We start from the raw sequence: 25,959 nt of genomic DNA, 5'->3' as shown, positions 1-25,959 counted from the left end.
CCCTTCGCGGGGTCGGTGGCGGGTCGCTAGGGGCGACGGAGTAGCGGTGAAAAGACCGGACCGAGACCGGGACAAACTCTGACAGTCCGCCCAGCCTCGGAGGCTGGCGTCAGCCTTCCAGATCCTGGCCTTCGTCCGGCTCGGGCGTGCCCAGCAGTTCGTCGGCGATCTTGTTGGTCGAGGCGCGCACGGCCTTTTCGATCGAGGCCGCAATGTCGGGGTTCTGCTTCAAGAACTCGCGCACATTCTCGCGGCCCTGACCGATCCGGGTGGAGTCATAGCTGAACCAGCTGCCCGACTTCTCGATGATGCCGGCCTTGACGCCCAGGTCGATGACCTCGCCCAGTTTGGAAATACCCTCGCCATACATGATGTCGAAGATGACCTCGCGGAACGGCGGGGCGACCTTGTTCTTGACCACCTTGACCCGGGTGGTGTTGCCAACCACCTCGTCGCGGTTCTTGATCGCGCCGGTGCGGCGGATGTCCAGACGCACCGAGGCGTAGAACTTCAGCGCATTGCCGCCCGTCGTCGTCTCGGGCGAGCCGTACATGACGCCGATCTTGTGACGGATCTGGTTGATGAACAGCACGATGCATTTCGATTTGGAGATCGAGGCCGTCAACTTGCGCAGCGCCTGGCTCATCAGGCGCGCCTGAAGGCCCGGCAGGCTGTCGCCCATCTCGCCCTCGATCTCGGCGCGCGGCGTCAGGGCTGCGACGGAGTCGACGACCACAATGTCCACGGCGCCCGACCGGACCAGCGTATCCACGATCTCCAGCGCCTGCTCGCCAGTGTCCGGCTGCGACACCAGAAGATCATCCAGATTGACGCCCAGCTTCTGGGCGTAGACCGGGTCCAGCGCGTGTTCGGCGTCGACGAAGGCGGCGACCCCGCCCTTCTTCTGCACTTCCGCGACGGTGTGCAGTGCCAGCGTCGTCTTGCCCGAGGATTCCGGGCCGAACACCTCGATCACCCGCCCGACCGGCAGGCCGCCGATGCCCAGCGCCATGTCCAGGCCCAGCGAGCCGGTCGAGACGCTGTCGATCTCGGCGACCACGCCCGCCTTGCCCAGTTTCATCACCGAACCCTTGCCGAAGGCGCGATCGATCTGCGCGATCGCCGCCTCCAGGGCGCGTTGCTTGTCGCCGTCGTCCTTGCCCACCAATTTGAGTGCCGCCTGTGAAGCCATTGCCTTCGTCTCCCTTGCCATGATTCCCGTCATTCAGCTTGGGAGAGACCCGCCTGGACCCGCCCCCGTTTCGTGAGGCGGACTATGTGCATGGTTTGTTCTGGTTCACAAGATGTTCTCATCGATCAAAACAAGAACATCGGAAATCTCACGACCGATTTTGACGTAGATGCATCGCTCAGGCGATCCGCCACGCTGCCCGCCATCATGCTGATAGGGACAAAAGGCGGCAGTCCTATCGCCTACGCCATAAGCCTCCGACGGGTCGGCGGTCCCTGCGAAACCGTCCCGAGTGCGATCAAGTATTCCCCCTCTACCCTTAGAAGGCGCACCTTGTGTCGCCGGAGCGAGCCGTTTCAGATCCGCCCCCGTTCCATCCGCTCTCGCCACCTCTCCGCGTCCCCCTCCCCACGCGTGGCGAGGAAACGAGATGGCGATGCGGCCCCTGCGGCATCGGCGCGCCTTCACGCAATGTTGCGAGCGGCGAAACCCCGTGCTATCAGGCGCCCGGCTTGAAGGGGGCGTATTTACGGATACGGCCTCCGTCGTGCTTTCCGTAAGCATTTCAAGCTTTTGACCGTTGCGAGCCTCGCAGTCGGTTGCGACCCTGACACAACGACCTCGGACCCTAATCAGTGGCTGATGATTTCAGAACGACGGAAGTCGGCGATCGCTACGCACAGGCGCTGTTCGACCTGGCGCTGGAAACCGGCCGCCTGGACGCCGTCCGCGCCGACCTGAAGTCGCTGAAGGCGGCCTGGAGCGAAAGCGCCGACCTGCGTCGCCTGGCGACCTCGCCCGTCATCGCTGCGCCCGACCAGGCCAAGGGTCTGGTGGCCATCGCCGCCACGGCCAAGTTCGAGCAGACCACGACCAACTTCCTGGGTCTGCTGGCTCAGAACCATCGCGCCAAGGATCTGCCCGCCGTGATCGCCGGTTTCGAGGCGCGCTACGCGAAACACGCCGGCGTCGTCGCCGCCGAGGTCGTCTCGGCCCAGCCGCTGGACGCCAAACAGGTCGCCGCCATCACCGCCGCCCTGTCGAAGAGCCTGGGCAAGGCCCCGGAACTGACCGCGCGCGTCGATCCGTCGATCCTGGGCGGCCTGAAGGTCAAGGTGGGCTCGAAACTGTTCGACGCCTCGCTGAAGACCAAGCTCGACCAGATGAAGTTCGCCCTCAAGCGCGCGTAAACGCGCTCCCGCCACCCAGAATGCGCGCCTGAACGGCGCACCCGCAGAAGACTGAAGAACAGAGAGCCCGTCATGGACATCCGCGCCGCTGAAATCTCGGCCATCCTCAAGTCGCAGATCGCCAACTTCGGCGTCGAAGCCGACGTTTCCGACGTCGGCAGCGTGCTGTCGGTCGGCGACGGCATCGCCCGCATCCACGGTCTGGACAATGTCCAGGCCGGTGAAATGGTCGAGTTCACCAAGGCCGGCGTGAAGGGCATGGCCCTGAACCTCGAGCGCGACAACGTGGGCGCCGTGATCTTCGGCGCCGACGCCGCCATCGCCGAGGGCGACGACGTGCGCCGCCTGGGCGAGATCGTGGACGTTCCGGTTGGCAAGGGTCTGCTGGGCCGCGTCGTCAACCCGCTGGGCGAGCCGATCGACGGCAAGGGTCCGATCCAGTTCACCGAGCGCCGCCGCGTCGACGTCAAGGCGCCCGGCATCATCCCGCGCAAGTCGGTTCACGAGCCGATGCAAACCGGCCTGAAAGCCATCGACACCCTGATCCCCGTCGGCCGCGGCCAGCGCGAGCTGATCATCGGCGACCGTCAGGTCGGCAAGACCGCCGTCGCCGTCGACACCATCCTGAACCAGAAGAACGTCAACAAGACCGACGACGAGAGCGCCAAGCTCTACTGCATCTACGTCGCCATCGGCCAGAAGCGTTCGACCGTCGCCCAGATCGTCAAGACCCTCGAAGAGTCGGGCGCGCTGGAGTACACAATCGTCGTCGCCGCCACGGCGTCGGAACCGGCCCCGCTGCAGTTCCTGGCCCCGTTCGCCGGCACCGCCATGGGCGAGTTCTTCCGCGATAACGGCATGCACGCCCTGATCGTCTATGACGACCTGTCGAAACAGGCTGTGGCCTATCGCCAGATGTCGCTGCTGCTGCGCCGTCCGCCCGGCCGTGAAGCCTATCCCGGCGACGTCTTCTACCTGCACAGCCGCCTGCTGGAGCGTTCGGCCAAGCTGAACGAAGATTACGGTTCGGGCTCGATGACCGCCCTGCCGATCATCGAAACCCAGGCCAACGACGTCTCGGCCTACATCCCCACCAACGTGATCTCGATCACCGATGGCCAGATATTCCTGGAATCGGACCTGTTCTATCAGGGCATCCGTCCGGCCGTGAACGTCGGCATCTCGGTGTCGCGCGTCGGCTCGTCGGCCCAGACCAAGGCGATGAAGAAGGTCGCCGGTTCGATCAAGGGCGAGCTGGCCCAGTATCGTGAGATGGCCGCCTTCGCCAAGTTCGGCTCGGACCTGGACGCCTCGACCCAGAAGCTGCTGGCGCGCGGCGCCCGCCTGACGGAACTGCTGAAGCAGCCGCAGTATTCGCCGCTGGCGATGGAAGAGCAGGTCGTCTCGGTCTACGCCGGCACGCGCGGTTACATCGATGGCATCGCCGTCGGCGACGTGGGCCGCTTCGAGAAGGAACTGCTGGCGCGCATCCATGCGAACCACGCCAGCCTGCTTGAAGGCATCCGCACCAAGAAGGACCTGACCTCGGACCTCGAAGCCGAGCTGAAGGACATCCTGGCCGCCTTCGTCAAGACCTTCGCCTGAACCCGTCTGGTAAGCTGAGAGAGTAAGCGCCGGATGGCCAGCCTCAAGGAAATGCGCAATCGGATCGGAAGCGTGAAAGCCACGCAGAAGATCACGAAAGCCATGCAGATGGTCGCCGCGGCCAAGCTGAAGCGCGCCCAGGACCAGGCCGAAAGCGCCCGGCCCTATGCGCAGAAGATGGCCTCGGTCATCGCCAATCTGGCCGCCGGCGTCTCGGGCGCCGACGCGCCCAAGATGCTGTCGGGCACCGGTCAGGACCAGCGTCACCTGATCGTCGTGGCGACGGCGGACAAGGGTCTGGCGGGCGGTTTCTCGACCAACGTCATCCGCGCCGCGCGCGAGCGGATCAACAGCCTGATCAACGCCGGCAAGGACGTGAAGATCATCGCCGTCGGCAAAAAGTCGCGCGATCAGCTGGCGCGTCTATACGGCGACAAGGTGGTCCACACCTTCGAACTGTCGGACCACAAGACGATCGGCCTGCCGTCGGCCCAGCCGGTCGCCGAGATGATCGCCACGGCGTTCGAAGAGGGTCAGGCCGATGTGGTCACCCTGTTCTACAGCCAGTTCAAGTCGGTGATCCAACAGGTCCCGACGGCCAAGCAGCTGATTCCGGCCGTGGTCGAGGGCGACGCGGCCCCGATCGACCTGAACGGCGCGGTCTATGAGTACGAGCCTTCGGAAGAGGAAATCCTGGAAACCCTGCTGCCGCGCGCGCTGACGACCCAGATTCTGGCCGCGCTGTATGAGAACCAAGCCGGCTTCTTCGGCTCGCAAATGGCGGCGATGGACAACGCCACGCGCAATGCGGGCGACCTCATCAACGCCCTGACGCTGCAATACAACCGCAAGCGCCAAGCCCAGATCACCACCGAGCTGATCGAGATCATCGCCGGCGCCGAAGCCCTCTGATCCCGACCGAACAGACATTCCGATACGGACCCCAACCATGACCGACACCGTCGCCCCCAAGAAACCCGCCGCCAAAAAGCCCGCCGTCAAGAAGGCGCCTGTCGCCGCGATCGCGCCCGGCGCGGCCGTCGCCACGGGCAAGATCGCCCAGGTCATCGGCGCCGTCGTCGACGTCGAGTTCGACGGCCACCTGCCGGCGATCCTCAACGCCCTGCACACCCAGAACATCGACCAGAAGACGGGCGAGCCCTTCACCCTGGTTCTGGAAGTCGCCCAGCACTTGGGTGAGAACATGGTCCGCGCCATCTCGATGGACACGACCGAAGGCCTGACGCGCGGCCAGCCCGTGACCGACACCGGCTCGTCGATCCAGGCGCCGGTCGGCCCCGGCACCCTGGGCCGCATCATGAACGTCGTCGGCCAGCCGATCGACGAAGCCGGCCCGATCGCCACCACCGAATACCGCCCGATCCACAAGGAAGCGCCGAGCTTCGAAGAGCAGTCGACCTCGTCGGAAATCCTGGTCACGGGCATCAAGGTCATCGACCTGATGTGCCCCTACACCAAGGGCGGCAAGATCGGCCTGTTCGGCGGCGCCGGCGTGGGCAAGACCGTGACCATGCAGGAGCTGATCAACAACATCGCCAAGGCGTACGGCGGTTATTCGGTTCTGGCCGGCGTGGGCGAGCGCACCCGCGAAGGCAACGATCTGTATCACGAGATGATCGAGTCCAACGTGAACGTGGACCCGTCCAAGAACGGCGGCTCGACCGAGGGCTCCAAGTGCGCCCTGGTGTACGGCCAGATGAACGAGCCCCCCGGCGCCCGCGCTCGCGTCGCCCTGACCGGCCTGTCGATCGCGGAATACTTCCGTGACGAAGAAGGCAAGGACGTGCTGCTGTTCGTCGACAACATCTTCCGCTTCACGCAAGCCGGTTCGGAAGTGTCGGCTCTGCTGGGCCGCATCCCTTCGGCCGTGGGCTATCAGCCGACGCTGGCCACCGAGATGGGCAACCTGCAGGAGCGCATCACTTCGACCAAGAAGGGTTCGATCACCTCGGTCCAGGCCATCTATGTGCCCGCCGACGACCTGACCGACCCGGCGCCCGCCGCCTCGTTCGCCCACTTGGACGCAACGACGGTTTTGAGCCGCGACATCGCCGCCCAGGCCATCTTCCCAGCCGTTGACCCGCTGGACTCGACCTCGCGGATCATGGACCCGCTGGTCATCGGCGACGAACACTACAACGTCGCCCGTTCGGTTCAGGAAGTGCTGCAGCAGTACAAGGGCCTGAAGGACATCATCGCCATCCTGGGCATGGACGAGCTGTCGGAAGAGGACAAGCTGGTCGTCTCGCGCGCCCGCAAGATCCAGCGCTTCCTGTCTCAGCCCTTCTTCGTTGCCGAACAGTTCACCAACTCGCCCGGCAAGTTCGTCGAGCTGGCCGACACGATCCGCTCGTTCAAGGGCATCGTCGCCGGTGAATACGACCACCTGCCGGAAGCCGCCTTCTACATGGTCGGCTCCATCGAAGAGGCCGTCGCCAAGGCCGAGAAGATGGCGTCGGAAGCCTGATCATGGCCGGCAAGCTGAACTTCTCCCTCGTCTCGCCGGAACGCGAGGTCTTCTCGGGCCTCGTGGACCAGGTCGATGCACCGGGCGTCGAGGGCGACTTCGGCGTTCTGCCGGATCATGCGCCCTTCATGACCGCCCTGCGCGAGGGTCTGGTGACCGTCTATAACAACGGCGCCAAGACCCAGTACGACGTCCACGGCGGCTTCGCCGACGTGAACGGCGAAGGCCTGACCATCCTGGCCGAACAGGCCACCGAGGTCGTCGCGGCCTGATCCGTCGAAGGATCGAACGATTTGAGGCCTCCCGTTTCGGCGGGAGGCCTTTTTCGTGGGCGGCGGGCGCGCTAGGACCGGCCCATGACCGATCTCATCGACATCCACGGCGTTTGCGCACCCGGTTATAAGGCCGTGCGGGAGGCCTTCGCCGCCAACTTCACCGAGGCCCCCGAGGGGCTGAACGAGCAGGCGGCGCGGTTCAGCGTGCTGGTCGAGGGCGAAACGGTCGTCGATCTGTGGGCGGGTCATGCGGATACGGCCAGGACGACGCTGTTTACCGACACGACCCTGACCTCTGTGTTTTCGACCGGCAAGGCGGTGATGGCCATTTTGATGGCGAGCGCGGTCGAGACGGGTCAGATCGACTATGATCAAACGGTGGCCTCGCTGTGGCCCGAGTTCGGCGCGGCGGGCAAGGCGGAGGTCACCGTCGCCCAGTTGATGAGCCACCAGTCGGGGCTGCCGGGCTTTTCCGAGGCGGTCGATCCGACGATCTGGTTCGATGTGTCTGCGGTTCTGGCGCGACTGGCGGCCCAGGCCCCGATGTGGGCGCCGGGCACGGCGTCTGGCTATCACCCGATCACCGTCGGCTATCTGGCCAATGAGGTCTATCGCCGGGCGACCGGGAGGACGATGGGCCAGGCGCTGCGCCAGGACTTCCCCGACTTGGACTTGTGGATCGGCCTACCGGAAAGCGAGCATGGACGGGTGGCGCAGATGCGCAAGCCCACGGCGGCGCCCAGCCTGGGAACCATCGATCCGATCAAACAGGCGGCCTTCCTGGATCGCGGCTCGGCGCCGGGCGGGCGCGGCTCGGCGGCCTGGCGCGAGATGGAGATCCCGTCGGCCAATCTGCACGGCACGGCCTTGGGGCTGGCGAAGATGCTTGGGGTGGTCGCTAATGGCGGCGTGCTGGACGGCCGGTCGGTGCTATCGGCGGGAATGCTGGATCAGCTGACGCGCGAGCGCATCCATGGGCCGGACAAGGTGCTGCCCTATACGATCAGCTGGGCGGCGGGGCTGATGCGCAATGACGGGCTGAAGGTGTTCGGGCCGAACGACGCTTTCGGCCATTACGGCTGGGGCGGGTCGATGGCCATGGCCGATCCGTCGCGGAAGCTGTCGGCGGCCTATGTGATGACGCGCCAGTCGCCGCACCTGATCGGCGACCCCCGCCCCAAGCGTTTGCTGGACGCGCTTTACGCCGCCGTCTAGACCGGCTCGGACAGGGCGACGGCGCGCTTGGCGGCGCGGCTGCGATTGAAGGCGGCCAGGGCGAAGACGCCGGCGCCGGCCCAGATGAAGACGAAGGAGACGATCCTCAGCACGGTCAGCGGCTCGCCGGTCGCGACGCCGCAGGCGAACTGCAGCGTCGGGGCCAGGAACTGGATGAAACCGACCGTGGATAGGGGCAGGCGGCGTGCCGACCAGGCGAACAGCGCCAGCGGGATCACGGTGGCGGGGCCGTTCACCAGCGCCCAGATCAGGCCGGAGGGCGACGCAAATCCGACCGCCTGACCGTGGGTGGTCAGCCAGGCCAAAAAGACCGCGCCGATGGGCAGCAGCACCAGACATTCCACGAACAGACCAGTCTGGGCCGAGGCGGGCACGCGCTTTCGGATCACCGCATAGGCGCAGAAGGTGACGGCCAGGGTCAGGCCGATGATCGGCACATGGCCCAGGGCGATCGTCTGGATCACGACCCCGATGGCGGCGAGACCGATGGCGAGCGCGCTCCAGCGGTCGATCTTCTCGCGGAACAGCACGGCGCCGGCCGCCATGTTGAGCAGGGGATTGATATAATAGCCAAGGCTGGCCTCCAGCGTCGCATGATGCGTGGTGGCGAAGACGTAGAGGCTCCAGTTCGTGCCGATCAGCAGCGCGGACAGGGCCAGCCAGGCCAGGGTGCGCGGGGTTGCCAGCACCCGGCGCGCCTCGCCCCATTGCCCGGCCAGCAGCAGGACCAGGCCCGCCACGAAGACCGACCAGACCGCCCGGTGCGCCAGAATTTCGGGCGCGCCGAAGCCGTGCGCCGCCATCGCCATGAACAACAGCGGCAGCAACCCCCACAGTGTATAGCAGGCGATGGCCGTGCCGACGGCGCGGGGGGCGTTGGGAGAGGGGGAGGCGGTCATGGGGTCCTTCATCCCCGCCGTCATCCTCGGGCTTGACCCGAGGATCGGGCGCGGCGGGCGCCAATGCGTCGCTCGTTCGCACCAGCGGCGGAACATCCGTTCCTCGGGTCAAGCCCGAGGATGACGGGGTGGAGCGTCAGACCGTGATCGAACGATATCCCGACGACGACTTGATCACGCCGGTCTCGTCCAGCAGCTGGGCGATCTGGACGGCGTTCAGGGCGGCGCCCTTGCGCAGGTTGTCAGACACGACCCAAAGGTTCAGGCCGTTCTCGACGGTCGGGTCCTTGCGGATGCGGCTGACATAGACGGCATGTTCGCTGGCGGCGTCGACGGGGGTGATATAGCCGTCGTGCTCCTGTTTATCGATGACCAGCACGCCGGGCGCCTCGCGCAGGATGGCGCGGGCCTCGTCGGGTTCGATGGGGCGGTCGAACTGGACGTTCACGGCCTCGGAGTGACCCACGAAGACCGGCACGCGCACGCAGGTGACGGTGACCTGAATGTCGGGGTCCAGCATCTTGTGCGTCTCGTCCGACATCTTCTTCTCCTCGTCGGTGGAGCCGTCCTCGAGGAAGGAACCGATGTAGGGGATGACGTTGAAGGCGATCTGTTTGGGGAACTTCTTGGGCGTGGCGTCGCCCAGGCCGTAGATGGCCTTGGTCTGGTTCCACAGCTCGTCCATGCCTTCCTTACCGGCGCCAGACACCGACTGATAGGTCGAGACGACCACCCGCTTGATCTTGGCCGCATCGTGCAGCGGCTTCAGCGCCGTCACCAGCTGGATGGTCGAGCAATTGGGGTTGGCGATGATGTTCTTCTTGGTCGCATCCTTGATGGCGTCGGGGTTCACCTCGGGCACGATCAGCGGCACGTCGGCGTCCTTGCGGAAGGCCGAGGAGTTGTCGATCACGATAGGACCGGCCTTGCCGATCTTCTCGGACCATTCCTTGGACACCGCGCCGCCGGCGGACATCAGGACGATGTCGACCTTTGAGAAGTCGAACTGTTCGATGTCCTGGCATTTGACGGTCTTGTCGCCGAAGGAGACCTCGACGCCCTTGGACTTGCGCGAGGCGATGGCGTGGATTTCATCGACGGGGAATTCCAGCTCCTCGAGGATGTTCAGCATTTCGCGGCCCACATTGCCCGTGGCTCCGACGATGGCGACGCGATAACCCATGATGCTTGGTCCTTCGGACGCGCTACCGCTCGGCTCAGCGGAGCCTTGCTGCTTGAGCGCGGTTTGGTGTGTGCTGTGCATTTAGGCGTTCGCAGCCGCGAAGCAATCGCTTTTCACTGTGCCGGGCTTTAAGCAGTCCTCCCATGACCTCCCGTATCCGCAACGCCTACGACATCCGCGTGGAAGAGGGCGTGCTGACGCCCGATCCGGCGCAGGAGAGCGTGATCACGGCGCTGGAGCGGCTCGAGGTCGATCTGGCCAAACGCGGCCTGTTCGGCAAGGCGCCGGAGGTGCGGGGCGTCTATCTCTACGGCCCGCCCGGACGCGGCAAGTCGATGCTGATGGACCTGTTCTATTCGGCGACGCCGGAGCCGCGAAAGACGCGCGCGCACTTTCACGCCTTCATGGCCCGTATCCACGACCTGGTGAAACAGTGGCGCGAAGGGGATGCGAAGACCCGCAAGGCCGTGTTCGGAACCCACAGGGGCGACGACCCCATCCCGCCGATCGCGAAGCTGATCGCGTCGGAAGCCCGGCTGCTGTGTTTCGACGAACTGCAGGTCACCGACATCGCCGACGCCATGATCCTGGGCCGGTTGTTCGAAGCCCTGTTCGAGGATCGGGTGGTGCTGGCCATCACCTCGAACCGCGCGCCGGAGGACCTCTACAAGAACGGCATCAACCGCCAGCTCTTCCTGCCCTTCATCGGCATCATCCGCGAGCGTTGCGTGGTGGTCGAGACGGCCGGGGCGCGGGACTGGCGGCTGGACCGGATGACCTCGGCCCAGGTCTGGCACACGCCGGACGACCGCGCGGCGTTCGAGGCGTTATGGCGCGAGCTGAAGGGGGGCGAACCGGAGGAGCCGGCGCACCTGAGCGTGTTGGGCCGCGATGTGGTGGTGCAGCGCACCGTGGGATCGATGGCGCGGGCGACGTTTGCGGAGCTGTGCGCCAGGCCGCTGGGGCCGCAGGACTATCTGGCCATCGCCCAGCGGTTCCACACCCTGTTCCTGGAAGACGTGCCGATCCTGAGTTCGGCCAACCACCACGAGGCGCGGCGTCTGGTGACCCTGGTGGACGCCCTCTATGAGGCCAAGACCAAACTCATCGTGCTGGCGGCGGCCAAGCCGGAGGCTCTCTATACCGAAGGGGTGGGGGCGTTCGAGTTCGAGCGCACCGTGTCGCGCTTCAATGAAATGCAGAGCAAGGACTGGCTGGCGCACGTCCGCGACTGACGGCTAGGGTAGGGCTGACCCTCGGAGTGTTTCCATGCGCCCTCTCGCCCTCGCCGCCGCCCTTTCTTTGACCTTATCGCCGCTGACGGCGGGAGGAGCGTTCGCGCAAACGGCGCCGGCGACGGCCAGTCGCGGGCTGACGCCGGCCGAGGTCGCGACGTGGATCACCGGGCTGGGCGGGCGGGTCGGGCCTGTGCAGACCGAGAACGGCCTGACCTTCTTCACCGTGACCAATGCGGGCCTGACCTGGGCGGTCTTCTTCTATGGCTGCGAGGCGTCTGGCTGCGGCGAGGTTCAGTTCAGCGCCGTGGTGCCGGGCGCCGGCGCGACGCTGGACAAGGTCAACGCCTGGAACCGCGACAACCGCTATCTGAAAGCCTTCCACACCGCCGCCGAAACGCCGACGGCGACGGTGCAGTACGATGTCGTCGTGCTGTCGGGCGAAGGCGTGACGCAACTGGCGGACCCGTTGACGGTCTGGCTGCAACTGCTGCCCCAGTTTGCGGGCCAGATGGGCTATACGCCGCCCGCTTGAACGGAAAAAAGAAGGGCCGCGGATCGCTCCGCAGCCCTTTTCCGCATTCGAAAATGCGCTCAAGCAACGCGGCTCCGCGAGCCGCGCGATAGCGCCCTTCGATGGCCCTTAAGCCAGCGAGGAATCGATGTCCTTGCAGGCCTGCAGCAGGCCCTGGACCGAGGCGACGGACTTTTCGAACATCGCCTTTTCTTCGTCGTTGGTGGTGAACTCGACGATCTTCTCGACGCCGCCGGCGCCGATCAGGGCGGGGACGCCGACGTAGAGGTCCGACAGGCCGTATTCGCCCGACAGCCAGACGGCGCAGGGCAGGACGCGCTTCTGGTCCAGCAGGTAGGACTTGGCCATGGCGATGGCGGATTCAGCCGGGGCGTAGAAGGCCGAGCCGGTCTTCAGCAGGGCCACGATCTCGCCGCCGCCCTTGCGGGTGCGCTCGACGATGGCGTCCAGCTCGTCCTGCGACAGGAAGCCCGCGGCGACGGCGTCCGGCAGGGGCAGGCCGCCGACGGTCGAGTGGCGCACCATCGGCACCATGTCGTCGCCGTGACCGCCCAGGGTCCAGGCGTGGATGTCCTGCACCGACACGCCGGTCTTTTCAGCCAGGAAGTAGGCGAAGCGGGCCGAGTCCAGCACGCCGGCCATGCCGACGACCTTCTCCTTGGGCAGGCCCGAGAATTTCTGCAGGGCCCAGACCATGGCGTCGAGCGGGTTGGTGATGCAGATGACGAAGGCGTTGGGGGCGTGGGCCTTGATGCCCTCGCCGACGGCCTTCATGACCTTCAGGTTGATGCCGATCAAGTCGTCGCGGCTCATGCCCGGCTTGCGCGGCACGCCGGCGGTGACGATGCAGACGTCGGCGCCCGCGATGTCGGCATAGTCGTTGGCGCCCTTCAGGGCCACGTCCTGGCCGAAGACGGCCGAGGCCTCGGCGATGTCCAGCGCCTTGCCCTGCGGGGTGCCTTCGGCGATGTCGAACAGGATCACGTCGCCCAGGGCTTCGCGCGCGGCCACGTGGGCCAGGGTTCCGCCGATCATGCCGGCGCCGATAAGGGCGATCTTCGCGCGAGCCATGGATGTCTCCGTTTATTGCGTGTGCGAAAGGGGATTAATCGTGCGGGCGGTCTAGACCCCTCGCGCGACTGTCGCAAGAACCTCGCTTTACGGCCTTTGTCAGGCTTGCGAAGGTCGGGCGACAACCGGAGGATTTCGATGCGCCGTTCATTCGCTTTCGCCCTGCTGCTGGCGTCGGTCGCCACGCCTGTCCTGGCCCAGACGCCGCCCGCGACCATCGGCGACCGCTATATCCCCGCGCCTTGGTGGATGCGTGATCCGGTCATCGCCTCCGTCGGCCAGGTGCGGGTGGAGATTCAGGCCAACCGCGCCTTCGTTTCGGCCAGCTTCCAGTCGGTGGACCGCAGCGTCGCCGAGGCCTCGCGCGCAGCCGCCGATCAGGTTCGGGCGCTGAGCCAGGCCCTGTCGGCCTATGGCGCGGACAAGGTGCGGGTCGAGACCAGCGTCACCACCCGGCCGCTCTATGACCAATACCGCGACGAAAACGGGGTGATGCGCGACAACACCCGCGCCGACCGTGTGGCCCGGTATCAGGCCGACGCTTCGGTCAATGTGACGGTGCGCGACGTACGCCTGATCGAGCGGGTCTATGCGACCATCGTGGCCTCGCGTCCGACCTCGATCGGACAGGTGAACTTCAACCTGGAGCCGGACAACAGCTGGAAGGCCAATCTGCAGGCCGAGGCGATGAAGGATGCGCGTCGCCGGGCCGAGGCGGCGGCGACGAATGCGGGTGCGACCCTGGGCCGGGTCAAGATCATCGATCCGTCGGGGCGGGTCTGTCAGACGGACGTGCTGGCGGGCTGGCCTTCTTACGCCGCAGGGGGCGGGCAGGAAACGACGGTGGACGACATCGTGGTGACGGGCTCGCGGGTGCGAGCAGAGACGGCCTTTGCACCCCCGCCTGCGCCTCCTCCTGCGCCTATGGCGGGCGGATCGGGACCCAGCGAGGCGGACATTCAGGCGGCGCGGCTGGCGCTGCAACCGCCCTTGCAGGTGATGACAGACAGCGCCTGCGTCATCTACGGACTGAACTGATGGGGTTCGAGGTCGCGCCCGCCTTCGAGGCGGGCTCCCTCGCCGCCGCCGAATGGCCGCTGTGCCATGTGCGGCTGCAGGACGACGCCCGCTTTCCCTGGCTGATCCTGATCCCCTGCGTCGAGGGGGCGGTGGAGCTGGAGGATCTGAGCGTCGAACAGCGGACAATGTTGATGGAGGAGACGGTGCGGGCCGGGGCGCTGGTTCGTCGGCTGGGTGCGGTCGAAAAACTGAACGTCGGCGCCATCGGCAACGTGACGGCGCAACTGCATGTCCATGTGGTCGGCCGCCGCCGCGACGACAGTCTTTGGCCCGATCCGGTATGGGGGCGCGGGCCGGTTGTTCCGTATACGGACGACGAGCGGGCCCGGCGGCTGGCGATCGTCGCCGGCGGCTAGATGATATCCAGCGGCACGGCGTGTTTCGGGGGCGGAAAGGCCGCATCCAGCCGTTCCAGATCCTCCAGGTCGAACTGGATGTCCAGCACGTCGGCGTTGGCCTCGACGTGTTCGACCGAACTGGCCTTGGGGATGGCGATGACGCCGTCGTGGCGCAGGACGGCGGCCAGCGCCACCTGGGCCGGGCTGGCGGAATGGCGATTGGCGATGTCGCGGATCAGGGGCTGCTCCAGCAGTTCACCGCGCCCAAGCGGCGAATAGGCCATCATCGGCATGTCGCGCGCCTGCATCCACGGGAAGAGGTCGAACTCCACCCCGCGCGAGGCGAGATTATAGAGCAGCTGGTTGGCGGCGCAGTCCTCGCCCCCCTCGATCTCCATCAACTGCTCCATGGCGCGCAGGTCCAGGTTCGACACGCCCCAGCGGGCGATCATCCCTTCGTCGACCAGATCGCGGAAGGCTTCGACGGTCTCCTCGAGCGGCACATGGCCTTCCCAGTGCAGCAAGTAGAGGTCCAGCCGCTCTACGCCGAGCCGTTCCAGCGACTTCTCGCAGGCCAGCATCATCTTCATCTCCGACGCATTCTCAGGCCGGACCTTGGAGACCAAAAAGACCTCATCGCGGCGTCCGGCGATGACCTCGCCCACCAGCCGCTCCGACCGGCCGTCGCCATAGAGTTCAGCCGTGTCGATCAGCGTCATGCCCAGGTCGATGCCGCGCGCCAGGGCCTGCTGCTCCTCATCGCGCCAGGCCGGGTCGTCGCCCAGCTCCCAGGTGCCTTGGCCGAGGGCGGGAACGGTCGTACCGTCCGCAAAGGTGACGAGGCGGGTCATGTCCGTCCTGACGATAATGAGCGGCGAAGACGCCGTCGGAGGAAGCGATGCGAACCCGGCATATCAAGACCGACGGTCTGGTCCAACAGGTTCTGGAAGCCGGGTTCGAGGATGACAACGCGCCGCTGGTCCTGCTGATCCACGGCTTTCCCGAACTGGGGATCAGTTGGCGCGCCCAGGTCGAGGCGATCTCGCAGGCGGGCTATCATGTCGTCGCTCCGGACATGCGGGGCTATGGCGGGACGGACAAGCCGGCGGCGGTGGAGGCCTGTTCCATTCTGCACTTGGTCGGGGACATGGTCGATCTGGTCCGGGCGCTGGGCAAGGCGTCTTGCGTCGTCGTCGGCCATGACTGGGGCGCGCCGGTGGCCTGGCATTGCGCCTTGTTGAGGCCGGATCTGTTCACGGCGGTCGCGGGCCTGTCGGTGCCGTTCCAGCCGCGCCGACCCAAGGGACCTCCCACCGCCGCCATGGCCGCCATCTCGAAACGGGCCCGGCTGGGCGACCTCTATATCAGCCGATTCCAGGCGCCGGACGCGCACCGCGCGCTGGACGCCGATCCGGCGATGGCGCTGAGGAAGCTGTTTTACGCCTATGACGGCGCGACCCCCGCCGACCGCAGATCGACCGGCTTCATGCCGGAAGGCGTGGCCCTGCTGGATACCATCGCCGACGAGGCGACCCTGCCGCCATGGATGACCGAGGCGCATTTCGACGAATATGTGCAGGCCTTCTCAGTCGGCGGATTCGAAGGACCCCTGAACTGGTATCGGGCGATGGACCTGAACTGGTCGCTGACGGCCTTCGTGCAGGACCAAACGATCACCCCGCCCGCCCTGTTCATCGTCGGTGAGGACGACCCTGTGCGCCATTACGCCGGCGGGCACGAGGCGGGCCTGAAGGACTGGGCGCCCAACCTGATCCGCTCCGTCGTCGTGCCGGGCGCGGGTCACTGGATCCAGCAGGAACGGGCGGACGAGATCAACCGCCTGCTGCTGGATTTCCTGAACGTCCTCTAGGCCGCCTGCTTCGTCGCCATCTGATCACGCACCTCGGCCACGATCTCCAGGCTGCGGATGCGGGCGGTATTGTCGAACATCATGCCGGTGACCATCAGCTCGTCCACGCCGGTCAGGGCGATGAAGTCGGTCAGTTGGCGCTTGACGGTCTCGGGGCCGCCAATGGCGGAATAGAGCAGCCGGCCCTTGGCGCCGGCGATCTGCTGCGGCGTCAGGATGGTGGTTATGTCGTCGACGGGCGGCGGCAGCTTGCCCGGCTTGCCGGTCGAGAGGCGGGCGAAGCTCTGCTGCATCGAGGTGGACAGGCGCACGCCCTCGGCGTCCGTGTCGGCGGCGAAGACATTGATCGCGGCCATGGCGTGGGGCTCGGCCAAACGGTCCGACGGGACGAATTCGCGGCGATACAGGGCCAGGGCTTCCAGCAGCAGTTCGGGCGCGAAATGGCTGGCGAAGGCGTAGGGCAGGCCGAGCTGGCCGGCGAGTTGGGCGCTGAACAGGCTGGAGCCCAACAGCCAGATCGGCACGCGCAGGCCTGCGCCCGGCACGGCGCGGACGGGCTGATTTTCGGCGGCCGGCTCGAACCACTGGATCAGTTCGACGACGTCGCGGGGGAACTGATCGGCGCCTTCGAAATAGCGCCGCAGCGCACGGGCGGTGGCGCCGTCCGTGCCGGGCGCGCGGCCCAGGCCGAGGTCGATGCGGCCGGGGAACAGGGTCTCCAGCGTGCCGAACTGTTCGGCGACGACCAGGGGCGCATGGTTGGGCAGCATGACGCCGCCGGAGCCGACGCGGATGCGCTCGGTCCCCGCCGCGACATGACCGATGACAATGGCTGTCGCGGCGCTGGCGATGCCGGGCATATTGTGGTGTTCGGCCAGCCAGAACCGCTCATAGCCGAGCCGGTCGGCGGCCTGGGCCAGGGCCAGGGTCTCGTCTAGGGCGCGACGGGCGTCGCCGCCTTCGACGATGGGGGAGAGGTCGAGAACTGAAAACGGGATCATGACGCTTAGATCGGGTCTGTCCCTCGGGGATCAAGGGCGAGGGTCTGGAACCGCAACCGGATCAGGCGCTTTAACCTCATCTCGACGAACGGAGACTGCGTCATGACCGACACCGATTCCACCAAGCCCGAAGCGGATTGCGACGACGCCCGCGAAGCGGCCGACATGGGCGAAAAGCCGGATCTGGGTCACAAGGCGGATACGCTGATCGACGCCCTGGACGGCAGCGATTCGGGATCGGACACGCGGGCGGGTTCGCTGCGCGGCGGGTCGGCAGCAGGCACGGATGACGACCCGGATTCGGCCAAGATCAATGCGCGTCTGGCCCAAGAAGGCTCGGCCGATAAGGGCGCGGCGGATCAGGACGACGCCGCCGACTGAGCGGGCGCCTTGTCGCCGCCGCAACCATGCGCCACGGTGGCGCTCTGACCCTCTCGGTCCAAGGACGATCTCTCGATGACGCTTCGCTTGGCGGCCTCCGCCGTCGTGGTTCTGTTTTGCCTCGCAGGATGTGATCGCTCGGCCCAATCGGTCGAGGCAAAGGCTGCGCCTGAAGCGTCGGCGCCGGTCGTCGCTGATGCGACGCCTCCAGCAGCCGAAGCGCCCGCCGTTGTAGGGGGGGCTGCGCGCGACGCCGCCGACGGGGCGCCGTCCTTTGCGGTCCTCTATCCGGGCGCACAGGTGGACGGCCAGCCGCTGGCGGCTGGCGGCGAGGCCGGGCCGGGCAGCCTGGTCACCTTCACCACCACCGCGTCGCCGGACGAGGTCGTCGCCTTCTACCGCGAGCGCGCCGAGAAGGCGGGCCTGCGGTCCGTCGCCGGTATGAACCAGGGCGAGACGCGCGCCTATGGCGCGGCGGCCGACGCTACGAACGGCGCCTCGTTGCAGGTCGTCGCCACGCCGACCGAGTCCGGCGAGACCTCGGTCCAGCTGGGCTGGAGCGCCGGTCAGTGAAGCGGGTCGCCGCCCTGAGCGCGGCGACGGCGATCCTGCTGGCCGTGGGGTGCGCCGGCGCGCCCAAGCCGGGCGAAGCGACACCGATGGCGGGCTTCCTAGGCGATGAAGCGATCGCCCAACTCACGGATGCGGTCCCGCCAGCCCCGGCGCCGGGGTCCGTCGCGGACCTGGCGGACAAGGCTGCCTCGGCGCGGTTTGTGGTGCTGGAAGACGGCGACCGATGGCTGCTGGCGACCGCCCATGCAGAGTTGCGTCCGCCCTTGGCCTTGCAACATTTCGACTGCGCCTTGGGCGTGAGGCTGGGGTCGGCCGAGACGCCGGCGCTGGACCGGGTGATGGCGCGGATATTCCATGATGCGAACAGTGCGGCCGAACGCGTCAAGGCGCGCCAGGCGCGGCTGCGGCCGGTCGGCGAAGATCCCAGTCGCCGCGCCTGCCAGACCCTGACGCCGGCGGCGAGACGCAGCGCCTCCTATCCGTCAGGCAGCGCGGCGGTCGCGACGGCCTATGGCGAGGCCTTTGCGGCGCTGGAGCCGGACCGGGCCGAGGCCGTGCGCCGGATCGGCCACGAGATCGGGGTCAGCCGCCTGGTCTGCGCCATGCATTATCCGACCGATTTCGCGGTCGGCGAACGGATCGGGCGGGACGTCGCGGCCAAGGCCGTCGCCACCCCGGCCTTCCAGGCGGACATGACGGCGGCGAGGGCCGAGCTCGCGGCCGCGCGTCGCAGCGGCCTGACCAATCCCGGCTGCGCGGCCGAGCGCGCGGCCCTGGCGATCCCCTTGCCCTGATATGACGGCGGCGCTGGCTCTCGCCCTGCTGACCCTCCAGGCCCCGGCCGACCGGCCGTGCACGCCGCAAGAGGTGGCGGCGCTGACGGCGCCATCGACGCAGCCGTATCGCCTGACCTGCCAAGCCGACCTGTCGGGCGTCGATATCCGCCGTCGCGTGCTGATCGAGGGCGCGGAAGGCTCAGGGGCATCACTGGATTGCGGAGGCGGGACGATCCGCGCGCCGGGCCCGGCGACGACCGCCGCCCCGACCATCGCCGTCTGGTCTCGCCGCGAGGGCGATCGGTGGTCGCGGCCGGTCGATGTGACGATCCGAAACTGCACCGTCGTCGGCAATGTGCGGATCTGGGGCATGGGGGCGGGCGGATCGATGCGCGACCTGCTGGCCTCGTCACGCACCGCCGGACACACGCAAGCGGCCCAGTCCGCCGCGCCGATCCGCGTCACCCTGGACCGGGTTCGGTTCGAGGGCGCGGGGACCATTCCCCTCTATGTCGGGCCGGGGGTGACGCGCACCACCGTGACGCGGTCCCGCTTCGTGGGCCGTTCGACCTCGACCGCCATCTATCTGGACGCCGAGAGCGCGGGCGCGCTCATCCAGGACAACGATTTCGATATCCGCACCGGGCGCGAGCAGGTCGCGGTGGACGGGTCGGGCGCCAACCGCATCGTCGGCAACCGGCTGGCGCTGCACGGCAAAGGCGGGGTGTTTCTGTACCGCAACTGCGGCGAGGACGGCGTGATCCGCCACCAGACGCCGTCCTATAATCAAATTACGGACAATCTGTTCACCGGCGCGGGCTGGTTGCGGCCGCGCGCAGTGGTGATCGGGTCGCGCGAGGGCGGGCGACGCTACTGCGGCGACGATCGCGGCTGGCCGTTCGGGTCCAGCGCGGACGACGGCGACGGGGCCACGGGCAATCTGGCGGCTCGGAACATCGTGCGGCGCTGATCGGACGCCTTGCGCAGAGCGGTGGTTCGGGGCTGGATTGCGGGACAGAGCGATCGGGGGATTGGATATGCGTTGGGTGTTGTTTCTGGCGTCCCTTGTGGCGGCCCTCGGCTTGGCGGTGCTGACCGCGCAGACGCCCAAACCGCTGCCCGCTTCGACGCCTGCGGTTCAGTTCTCGGCCGCGCGCGCCATGATGGACGTGAACCGGATCGCACGAGCGCCGCATCCCGTAGGCTCTGCCGAACATCGGCAGGTTCAGACCTATCTGGTCCAAAGGCTGACGGCGCTGGGGCTTCAGCCCAGCCTGCAGACTGGCGCCCTGTCGCCCGCCGCCGTCGCGCGGATCGAGCGGGAGGGCGGAAACGCCACGGGCGTCCAGGCGGTCAATATCGTCGGGGTCCTGCCGGGGCGTGACCCCGACCTGCCCGCCGTCGTCCTGATGGCCCATTACGACAGCGTGCCGAACTCGCCTGGCGCCGCCGACGATGCGACCGGCGTGGCCGCCATTCTGGAGGCCGTGCGCGCGATAAAGGCGCGGGGCGGGGCCGAGCGGACGCTGGTGGTCCTGTTCACCGACGCCGAGGAGCTGAATCTGGATGGGGCGCGGGCCTTCTTCAGCGAGCATCCGCTGCGCGACGACATCGGCGCGGTGATCAATCTGGAGGCGCGAGGCGGCGGCGGGCGCGCCATGATGTTCGAGACCGGACCCGGCAACGCCCAGACCATCGCCCGCTATGCTCAGGCGACCCGAAGGGCGACGGGCGGGCCGTCCAGCAACGCCCTGGCCATCTTCGTCTATCGGCTGATGCCCAATGGCACGGACTTCACTGTGGCGGCGGATCGCAAGCTGGCGGGGATCAATCTGGCCTTCATCGGGCGCCCGGCGCAGTACCACGCGCCGTCCTCGACGCCGCAGGCGCTGGATCAGGGCAGCGTGCAGCATATCGGCTCCCAGGCGTTGGAAATGGCCGATGACCTGTTGCGGGCGCCGACCCTGCCGCAGGCGACGCAGAACGCGGTCTATGCCGACGTGTTCGGTCTGTTTGTCGTCCAGCATTCGCCGGCGATCGGCTGGCTGTTGCTGACCGTGGGGGTCTTGGCGACGGCCTTTGCCGCATGGGGCGCCCGCCACGCCACGGGCTTGCTCGGGATGTCCGTGGTGAAGGGCGCGCTTGGCGGGCTTTGGCTGCTGGCCAGCGCGATTGTCGTCTGTCAGGCCGTGCGTGTTCTGGCCGGGCCAGTGGGCAGCCGCGTCGCCTCGGCCGAGACCTATTACACCCTGCTGCGACGCCTAGCGGTCCTGGAGATCGCCGTGGCGCTGGCCATTGCCGGGCTGGTCCTCGCTTTGGTCGTAGGACGGGCGCGGATCGGCCGCCGGACCGTCGCCGGGGTCATCATCGGCGCCGCTGTCGTGGCGACGGCTCTGGGCGGTTTGAACCTCGCGGTCATCGGGGCGGCCGTCGTCGCTGTGGGGCTGAGCCTTTGGCCCGCCGGCGAGGACGAGACGACCTGGGGCGGGTGGCTGGGCACTATTTTGCTTGTCCTGTTCCTTGGAGGGGTTGTGCAGGCTGTCGCGCCCGAAGCGGCCTTTATCCTGCTGTGGCCTGGGCTGATCGCGACCCTGGCGGCCGCCGTGACGGCGGTCGTCGGCGCACAGCTAACGTCATGGCAGGCCCTCATGCCATCCGTTGTGATCACCATCATCGTCGGCGGCTGGCTCTTGGTTCAAGGGCATGGGGTGTTTTTGGGCGTCGGGATGGACTTGCCCGGCGCTCTGGGCCTGATCGCCCTGCTGGTCGTGCTGTTAGCGCGGCCTTTGGCGCCCAATCTGAAAGTGAGTTCAAGGCGCTAGACGCCATACAGTTCGTCAGAACCGCAACTCAAACTGCAGAAATCCGGGCGAATGCCCCGCCAAGGGGTGCGACCATGACGCCGCACCCCATCGCTTGATCGGAACCTGCGTCGGCCCTAGCGCTTTCCGCTCAAGCTTTTCGCTCCCTCAGGACCCCCCATGCTCGACAGCATAATCCCTCTGTTCTCCGATCCGGCCGCCTGGGCCGCATTGGTGACCCTCATCGTGATGGAGGTCGTGCTCGGCATCGACAACCTGATCTTCATCTCAATTCTGTCGAACAAACTGCCCGAGCATCAGCGGCAGAAGGTGCGGCGCATCGGTATCGGCCTGGCGCTGATCATGCGTTTGGCCCTGCTGTCGATCATCGCCTGGCTGGTCGGTCTGGTGCAGCCGGTCTTCACCCTCATGGGCAATGAATTCTCTTGGAAGGACCTGATCCTGATCGCGGGTGGTCTGTTCCTGGTCTGGAAGGCGACCAAGGAAATCCACCACACGGTCGATCCGACGCCCAGCCACGACGTCATGGACAAGAAGGACGTGGTCATCGCCAACGCTGGCGCGGCCATCTTCCAGATCATCCTGTTGGACATCGTCTTCTCGATCGACTCGATCCTGACGGCCGTCGGCATGACCGAGCACCTGCCGATCATGGTCGTCGCCGTTTTGGTCGCCGTCACCGTCATGCTGCTGGCCGCCGACCCTCTGGCTGACTTCATCAACAAGAACCCCAGCGTCGTCATGCTGGCGCTCGGCTTCCTGCTGATGATCGGCATGGTGTTGATCGCCGACGGCTTCGGCTATCATGTGCCCAAGGGCTACATCTATGCGGCCATGGCCTTCTCGGCCGGTGTTGAGGCGTTGAACATGCTGGGTCGCAAATCCGCATCCAAGAAGGAAAAGGCCGAACTGGCCCGCAGCGAGGCGAACGCCGCCGAGGCCCGCGCCCAGAAGGCCGAGGCCGAAGCCGCCGCCGAGCGGGGCTGAGGCTCATGATGCGCCTGTCGTCCCGGCTCGCCGGCGTTGCCGCCGGCCTGCTGTTGACGACAGGCGTCGCCCTGCCGGTCAGGGCCGAGGTCCCGGTCCAGTCCTACGAGGTCGTGCGGGCTTACCCGCACGATACGGGGGCCTTCACCGAAGGCCTCTTCTTCCACGACGGCGGCCTCTACGAAAGCACGGGCCTGTATCCGTCCTTCATCCGCAAGGTTGACCTGGAGACCGGCCGCGTGGAGCGTCAGCGCGACCTGCCGACCATCTATTTCGGCGAGGGCATGACCACGCTGAACGGCAAGCTCTACAGCCTGACCTGGCGCAACCACATCGGCTTCATCTGGAAGCTGGACGACTTCTCGCCGCTGGGCGGCTTTTCCTATCCAGGCGAGGGTTGGGCCCTGACCACCGACGGCCGCCGCCTGATCATGAGCGACGGCACCGACCAGCTGCGCTTTCTGGACCCCGAAACCCTGGCCGAGACCGGCCGCGTCTCCGTCACCGCCGACGGCCGACCGCTGGATCAGATCAACGAACTGGAATGGATCGACGGCGAGGTCTTCGCCAATATCTGGCAGGACAACCGCATCGCGCGCATCGATCCCGAGACCGGCGTGGTCAAGGCCTTCATCGACCTGACCGGCCTGGTCCCCACGGGCGCGAACCTCGACCCCAACGACGACGTCCTGAACGGCATCGCCTGGGACGCGGCGGGCAAACGCCTGTTCGTCACCGGCAAACGCTGGCCGCAACTGTTCGAGATTCGGCTGAAATAATCTCCCAATGGCCCGTCATTCCGGGGCGTCCGCAGGACGAACCCGGAACCCAGGGGATCAGCACCAGCCATATAGGCCGTCCACCTGGATTCCGGATTCCTCGCTTCGCTCAGCCCCGGAATGACGATTGGATATCGCTCAACCGTGCAGGTCGAACCGGTCCAGCTCCATGACCTTGGTCCAGGCCGCCACGAAGTCCGAGACGAACTTCCCTCCGGCGTCGGCCCCGGCATAGACCTCGGCCAGCGCGCGCAGCACGGCGTTGGAGCCGAACACCAGATCGACACGCGTGCCGGTCCACTTGGCTTCGCCCGTCTTGCGGTCGCGGCCTTCGAACACGTCCTTGACGTCCGAGGTCGCAGCCCACTTCACGTCCATGTCCAGCAGGTTGACGAAGACATCGTTGGACAGCACGCCGGGCCGCTCGGTCAGCACGCCGTGCGTCGCTCCGCCCGTATTGATGTTGATGGCCCTAAGGCCGCCGATCAGCACCGTCATCTCCGGCGCCGTCAGGGTCAGCCGCTGCGCCTGATCGACCAGGAGCGACTCGGCCGGCACGGCATAGCGCGCCTTCTGGAAGTTACGGAAGCCGTCGGCGACCGGCTCCAGGTAGCCGAAGGATTCGACATCCGTGTGCGCCTGGCTGGCGTCCGTCCGGCCGGGCGTGAAGGGCACGCTGGCGTCATGGCCTGCCGCCTTGGCCGCCTGCTCGACGCCGGCATTGCCGGCCAGCACGATCAGGTCGGCCAAAGAAACCTTCTTGCCGCCCGTCTGCGCCTGATTGAACTCGGTCTGGATGCGCTCCAGCGTCTTCAGCACCCGGTCCAGCTGTTCGGGCTGGTTGACGGCCCAGTCCTTCTGCGGCGCCAGGCGGATGCGGGCGCCGTTGGCCCCACCCCGCTTGTCCCCGCCCCGGAAGGTCGAAGCCGAGGCCCAGGCCGTCCCGACCAGTTCGGCGGCGCTCAGGCCCGATTCCAGCACCTTGGCCTTCAGACCCGCCGCGTCCGTCGCATCGATCAGCGGATGATCGACCGCCGGCACGGGATCCTGCCACAGCAGGACTTCGCTCGGGACTTCCGGCCCGACGTAGCGCGAACGCGGTCCCAGGTCGCGATGCGTCAGCTTGAACCAGGCCCGCGCAAAGGCGTCGGCGAAGGCTTGGGGATTATTCAGGAAGCGACGCGAGATCGCCTCATAGGCCGGGTCGAACCGCAGCGACAGGTCGGTCGTCAGCATCGTCGGCCGCTTCTTCTTGGCCGGATCGTGGGCGTCGGGGATGATCTCGCTCGCGTCCTTGGCCACCCACTGGTGCGCGCCCGCCGGGGACTTCTCCAGCTCCCACTCGAAACCGAACAGGTTCTCGAAGAAGAAGTTGCTCCACTGGGCCGGCGTCTGGGTCCAGGTGACTTCCAGGCCGCTGGTGATGGCGTCGGCGCCGTGCCCCGTGCCAAAGCTGGAGGTCCAGCCCAGGCCTTGCGCCTCCAGGCCGTCGCCTTCAGGCTCTGCGCCGACGTGGTCGGCAGGGCCCGCGCCGTGCGTCTTGCCGAAGGTGTGGCCGCCCGCGATCAGGGCGACCGTCTCCTCGTCGTTCATCGCCATCCGGGCGAAGGTGTCGCGGATATCGCGCGCCGCCGCGATCGGATCGGGATTGCCGTCTGGCCCCTCTGGATTAACGTAGATCAGGCCCATCTGCACGGCCGCCAGCGGGTTCTCCAGATCGCGCGAATGTTTGTCGCCGTCCGCATTGTCATCGCTGACCAGCACGGCCTCGTCGCCCGGCTTCACAACACCGTCCGAGCCGTGGGCATAGCGTTCGTCGCCGCCCAGCCAGGTCGTCTCGCGACCCCAATAGACGTCCTGATCCGGCTCCCACGTATCGGCGCGGCCGCCCGAGAAGCCGAAGGTGCGGAAGCCCATCGTTTCCAGCGCGACGTTTCCGGTCAGGATCATCAGGTCGGCCCACGAGATGGCTTGGCCATACTTCTGCTTGATGGGCCACAGCAGGCGACGCGACTTGTCGATATTGACGTTGTCGGGCCAGGAGTTCAGCGGGGCGAACCGCTGCTGGCCACGCCCGCCGCCGCCCCGACCATCGCCGACGCGATAGGTGCCGGCGCTGTGCCAGGCCATGCGGATGAACTGCGGGCCATAATGGCCGAAGTCCGCCGGCCACCAATCCTTGGAGTCCGTCATCAGCGCGCGCAGATCGGCCTTCAGGGCCTCATAGTCCAGCTTGGAAAAGGCCTCGCGGTAGTCGAATGACTCGCCCAGCGGATCGGACTTGGTCGAATGCTGGTTCAGCAGATCGACCCGCAGCTGGTTGGGCCACCAATCGCGGTTCTGAACGCCGCCGCCAGCAACCGACTTGGGCGTCCGGCCGGAAAAGGGGCATTTGGCTTCGTCGGTCATGGTGTGTCTCCCTGCTGCTGACGCACGACGGCGA

At 66.9% G+C, this 25,959-nt stretch carries 25 protein-coding genes; 18 read left to right on the top strand and 7 right to left on the bottom strand.

The annotated features are described in order from the left end of the window. Window positions 1-109: 109 nt before the first annotated feature. Complete coding sequence (gene recA / locus JX001_RS03600; RefSeq protein WP_055807377.1) at window positions 110-1,192, bottom strand: recombinase RecA; 1,083 nt, start codon at window positions 1,190-1,192, stop codon at window positions 110-112. A 635-nt stretch (window positions 1,193-1,827) separates the two neighbouring features. On the opposite strand from recA, the gene JX001_RS03595 reads away from it, so the two are divergent. From JX001_RS03595 to JX001_RS03570, 6 genes are all read left to right on the top strand, one after another. Then, window positions 1,828-2,382 carry a F0F1 ATP synthase subunit delta gene (locus tag JX001_RS03595; protein ID WP_205682338.1) on the top strand — a complete coding sequence of 185 codons (555 nt, stop codon included), beginning with the start codon at window positions 1,828-1,830 and terminating at the stop codon, window positions 2,380-2,382. A gap of 72 nt (window positions 2,383-2,454) precedes the next feature. Next, window positions 2,455-3,987: a F0F1 ATP synthase subunit alpha gene (gene atpA, locus JX001_RS03590; protein WP_055754289.1), complete on the top strand. Its 1,533-nt coding sequence runs from the start codon at window positions 2,455-2,457 to the stop codon at window positions 3,985-3,987. Between the two features lie 33 nt (window positions 3,988-4,020). Next, window positions 4,021-4,899 carry a F0F1 ATP synthase subunit gamma gene (locus JX001_RS03585; protein ID WP_045809980.1) on the top strand — a complete coding sequence of 293 codons (879 nt, stop codon included), beginning with the start codon at window positions 4,021-4,023 and terminating at the stop codon, window positions 4,897-4,899. A gap of 37 nt (window positions 4,900-4,936) precedes the next feature. Further along, window positions 4,937-6,475 carry a F0F1 ATP synthase subunit beta gene (atpD, locus tag JX001_RS03580; RefSeq protein WP_066628188.1) on the top strand — a complete coding sequence of 513 codons (1,539 nt, stop codon included), beginning with the start codon at window positions 4,937-4,939 and terminating at the stop codon, window positions 6,473-6,475. A gap of 2 nt (window positions 6,476-6,477) precedes the next feature. Then, window positions 6,478-6,747: an ATP synthase F1 subunit epsilon gene (locus tag JX001_RS03575; RefSeq protein WP_017506810.1), complete on the top strand. Its 270-nt coding sequence runs from the start codon at window positions 6,478-6,480 to the stop codon at window positions 6,745-6,747. Between the two features lie 84 nt (window positions 6,748-6,831). Beyond that, window positions 6,832-7,965, top strand: coding sequence for a serine hydrolase domain-containing protein (locus JX001_RS03570; RefSeq protein ID WP_205682337.1), 1,134 nt, complete (start codon window positions 6,832-6,834; stop codon window positions 7,963-7,965). Here JX001_RS03570 and rarD read toward each other — a convergent pair. Together rarD and JX001_RS03560 are read right to left on the bottom strand one after the other, a co-directional pair. Next, window positions 7,962-8,885 carry an EamA family transporter RarD gene (gene rarD / locus JX001_RS03565; RefSeq protein WP_205682336.1) on the bottom strand — a complete coding sequence of 308 codons (924 nt, stop codon included), beginning with the start codon at window positions 8,883-8,885 and terminating at the stop codon, window positions 7,962-7,964. The genes JX001_RS03570 and rarD overlap by 4 nt on opposite strands. Window positions 8,886-9,021: 136 nt before the next feature. Continuing rightward, window positions 9,022-10,068 carry an aspartate-semialdehyde dehydrogenase gene (locus tag JX001_RS03560; RefSeq protein WP_205682335.1) on the bottom strand — a complete coding sequence of 349 codons (1,047 nt, stop codon included), beginning with the start codon at window positions 10,066-10,068 and terminating at the stop codon, window positions 9,022-9,024. 143 nt (window positions 10,069-10,211) lie between these two features. Here JX001_RS03560 and zapE point away from each other — a divergent pair, with 143 nt between their 5' ends. Next, on the top strand, window positions 10,212-11,303 hold the full coding sequence (gene zapE, locus JX001_RS03555) for a cell division protein ZapE (protein ID WP_205682334.1): 1,092 nt from the start codon (window positions 10,212-10,214) through the stop codon (window positions 11,301-11,303). Between the two features lie 34 nt (window positions 11,304-11,337). Then, window positions 11,338-11,838: a YbjN domain-containing protein gene (locus tag JX001_RS03550; RefSeq protein WP_205682333.1), complete on the top strand. Its 501-nt coding sequence runs from the start codon at window positions 11,338-11,340 to the stop codon at window positions 11,836-11,838. A 108-nt stretch (window positions 11,839-11,946) separates the two neighbouring features. Here JX001_RS03550 and mdh read toward each other — a convergent pair whose 3' ends face one another. After that, window positions 11,947-12,909, bottom strand: a complete 963-nt coding sequence (gene mdh, locus JX001_RS03545; RefSeq protein ID WP_045809972.1) for a malate dehydrogenase — start codon at window positions 12,907-12,909, stop codon at window positions 11,947-11,949. 138 nt (window positions 12,910-13,047) lie between these two features. On the opposite strand from mdh, the gene JX001_RS03540 reads away from it, so the two are divergent. Next, window positions 13,048-13,947: an SIMPL domain-containing protein gene (locus tag JX001_RS03540; protein ID WP_205682332.1), complete on the top strand. Its 900-nt coding sequence runs from the start codon at window positions 13,048-13,050 to the stop codon at window positions 13,945-13,947. Beyond that, complete coding sequence (locus tag JX001_RS03535) at window positions 13,944-14,345, top strand: HIT domain-containing protein (RefSeq protein WP_434082635.1); 402 nt, start codon at window positions 13,944-13,946, stop codon at window positions 14,343-14,345. Before JX001_RS03540 ends, JX001_RS03535 begins: the two co-directional genes overlap by 4 nt. On the opposite strand, the gene JX001_RS03530 is transcribed toward JX001_RS03535, so the two are convergent. Further along, window positions 14,342-15,178, bottom strand: a complete 837-nt coding sequence (locus tag JX001_RS03530; RefSeq protein WP_205682330.1) for an aldo/keto reductase — start codon at window positions 15,176-15,178, stop codon at window positions 14,342-14,344. The two genes, JX001_RS03535 and JX001_RS03530, sit on opposite strands and share 4 nt — an antisense overlap. A gap of 47 nt (window positions 15,179-15,225) precedes the next feature. Between JX001_RS03530 and JX001_RS03525 the strand changes: the two genes are divergently transcribed. Beyond that, window positions 15,226-16,197: an alpha/beta fold hydrolase gene (locus tag JX001_RS03525; RefSeq protein WP_205682329.1), complete on the top strand. Its 972-nt coding sequence runs from the start codon at window positions 15,226-15,228 to the stop codon at window positions 16,195-16,197. Here the strand turns inward: JX001_RS03525 and JX001_RS03520 are convergent. Further along, window positions 16,194-17,198, bottom strand: a complete 1,005-nt coding sequence (locus JX001_RS03520; protein WP_205682328.1) for an LLM class flavin-dependent oxidoreductase — start codon at window positions 17,196-17,198, stop codon at window positions 16,194-16,196. The genes JX001_RS03525 and JX001_RS03520 overlap by 4 nt on opposite strands. Window positions 17,199-17,300: 102 nt before the next feature. Here JX001_RS03520 and JX001_RS03515 point away from each other — a divergent pair, with 102 nt between their 5' ends. From JX001_RS03515 to JX001_RS03485, 7 genes are all read left to right on the top strand, one after another. Then, window positions 17,301-17,579, top strand: coding sequence for a ribonuclease (locus tag JX001_RS03515; RefSeq protein ID WP_205682327.1), 279 nt, complete (start codon window positions 17,301-17,303; stop codon window positions 17,577-17,579). Window positions 17,580-17,654: 75 nt separating this feature from the next. Then, the gene (locus tag JX001_RS03510; protein ID WP_205682326.1) at window positions 17,655-18,152 is read left to right on the top strand and encodes a hypothetical protein; all 498 of its coding nucleotides are present in this window, start codon (window positions 17,655-17,657) and stop codon (window positions 18,150-18,152) included. Then, the gene (locus JX001_RS03505) at window positions 18,149-18,946 is read left to right on the top strand and encodes a phosphatase PAP2 family protein (RefSeq protein WP_205682325.1); all 798 of its coding nucleotides are present in this window, start codon (window positions 18,149-18,151) and stop codon (window positions 18,944-18,946) included. The genes JX001_RS03510 and JX001_RS03505 overlap by 4 nt, the downstream gene beginning before the upstream one ends. Window position 18,947: 1 nt before the next feature. After that, the gene (locus tag JX001_RS03500; protein WP_205682324.1) at window positions 18,948-19,898 is read left to right on the top strand and encodes a right-handed parallel beta-helix repeat-containing protein; all 951 of its coding nucleotides are present in this window, start codon (window positions 18,948-18,950) and stop codon (window positions 19,896-19,898) included. Window positions 19,899-19,965: 67 nt separating this feature from the next. Next, window positions 19,966-21,750: a M20/M25/M40 family metallo-hydrolase gene (locus JX001_RS03495; RefSeq protein WP_205682323.1), complete on the top strand. Its 1,785-nt coding sequence runs from the start codon at window positions 19,966-19,968 to the stop codon at window positions 21,748-21,750. 159 nt (window positions 21,751-21,909) lie between these two features. Continuing rightward, window positions 21,910-22,737 (top strand): TerC family protein, encoded by an 828-nt coding sequence (locus JX001_RS03490; protein WP_205682322.1) that lies wholly within the window; start codon window positions 21,910-21,912, stop codon window positions 22,735-22,737. Between the two features lie 5 nt (window positions 22,738-22,742). Next, complete coding sequence (locus tag JX001_RS03485) at window positions 22,743-23,516, top strand: glutaminyl-peptide cyclotransferase (RefSeq protein WP_205682321.1); 774 nt, start codon at window positions 22,743-22,745, stop codon at window positions 23,514-23,516. A gap of 138 nt (window positions 23,517-23,654) precedes the next feature. On the opposite strand, the gene katG is transcribed toward JX001_RS03485, so the two are convergent. Then, window positions 23,655-25,925 (bottom strand): catalase/peroxidase HPI, encoded by a 2,271-nt coding sequence (gene katG / locus JX001_RS03480; protein ID WP_205682320.1) that lies wholly within the window; start codon window positions 25,923-25,925, stop codon window positions 23,655-23,657. Between the last annotated feature and the right edge of the window lie 34 nt (window positions 25,926-25,959).

Origin of the sequence: Brevundimonas fontaquae (assembly GCF_017086445.1) — a bacterium.
GTDB lineage: Bacteria > Pseudomonadota > Alphaproteobacteria > Caulobacterales > Caulobacteraceae > Brevundimonas > Brevundimonas fontaquae.
This window is presented reverse-complemented; position numbering and strand designations above follow the sequence as displayed.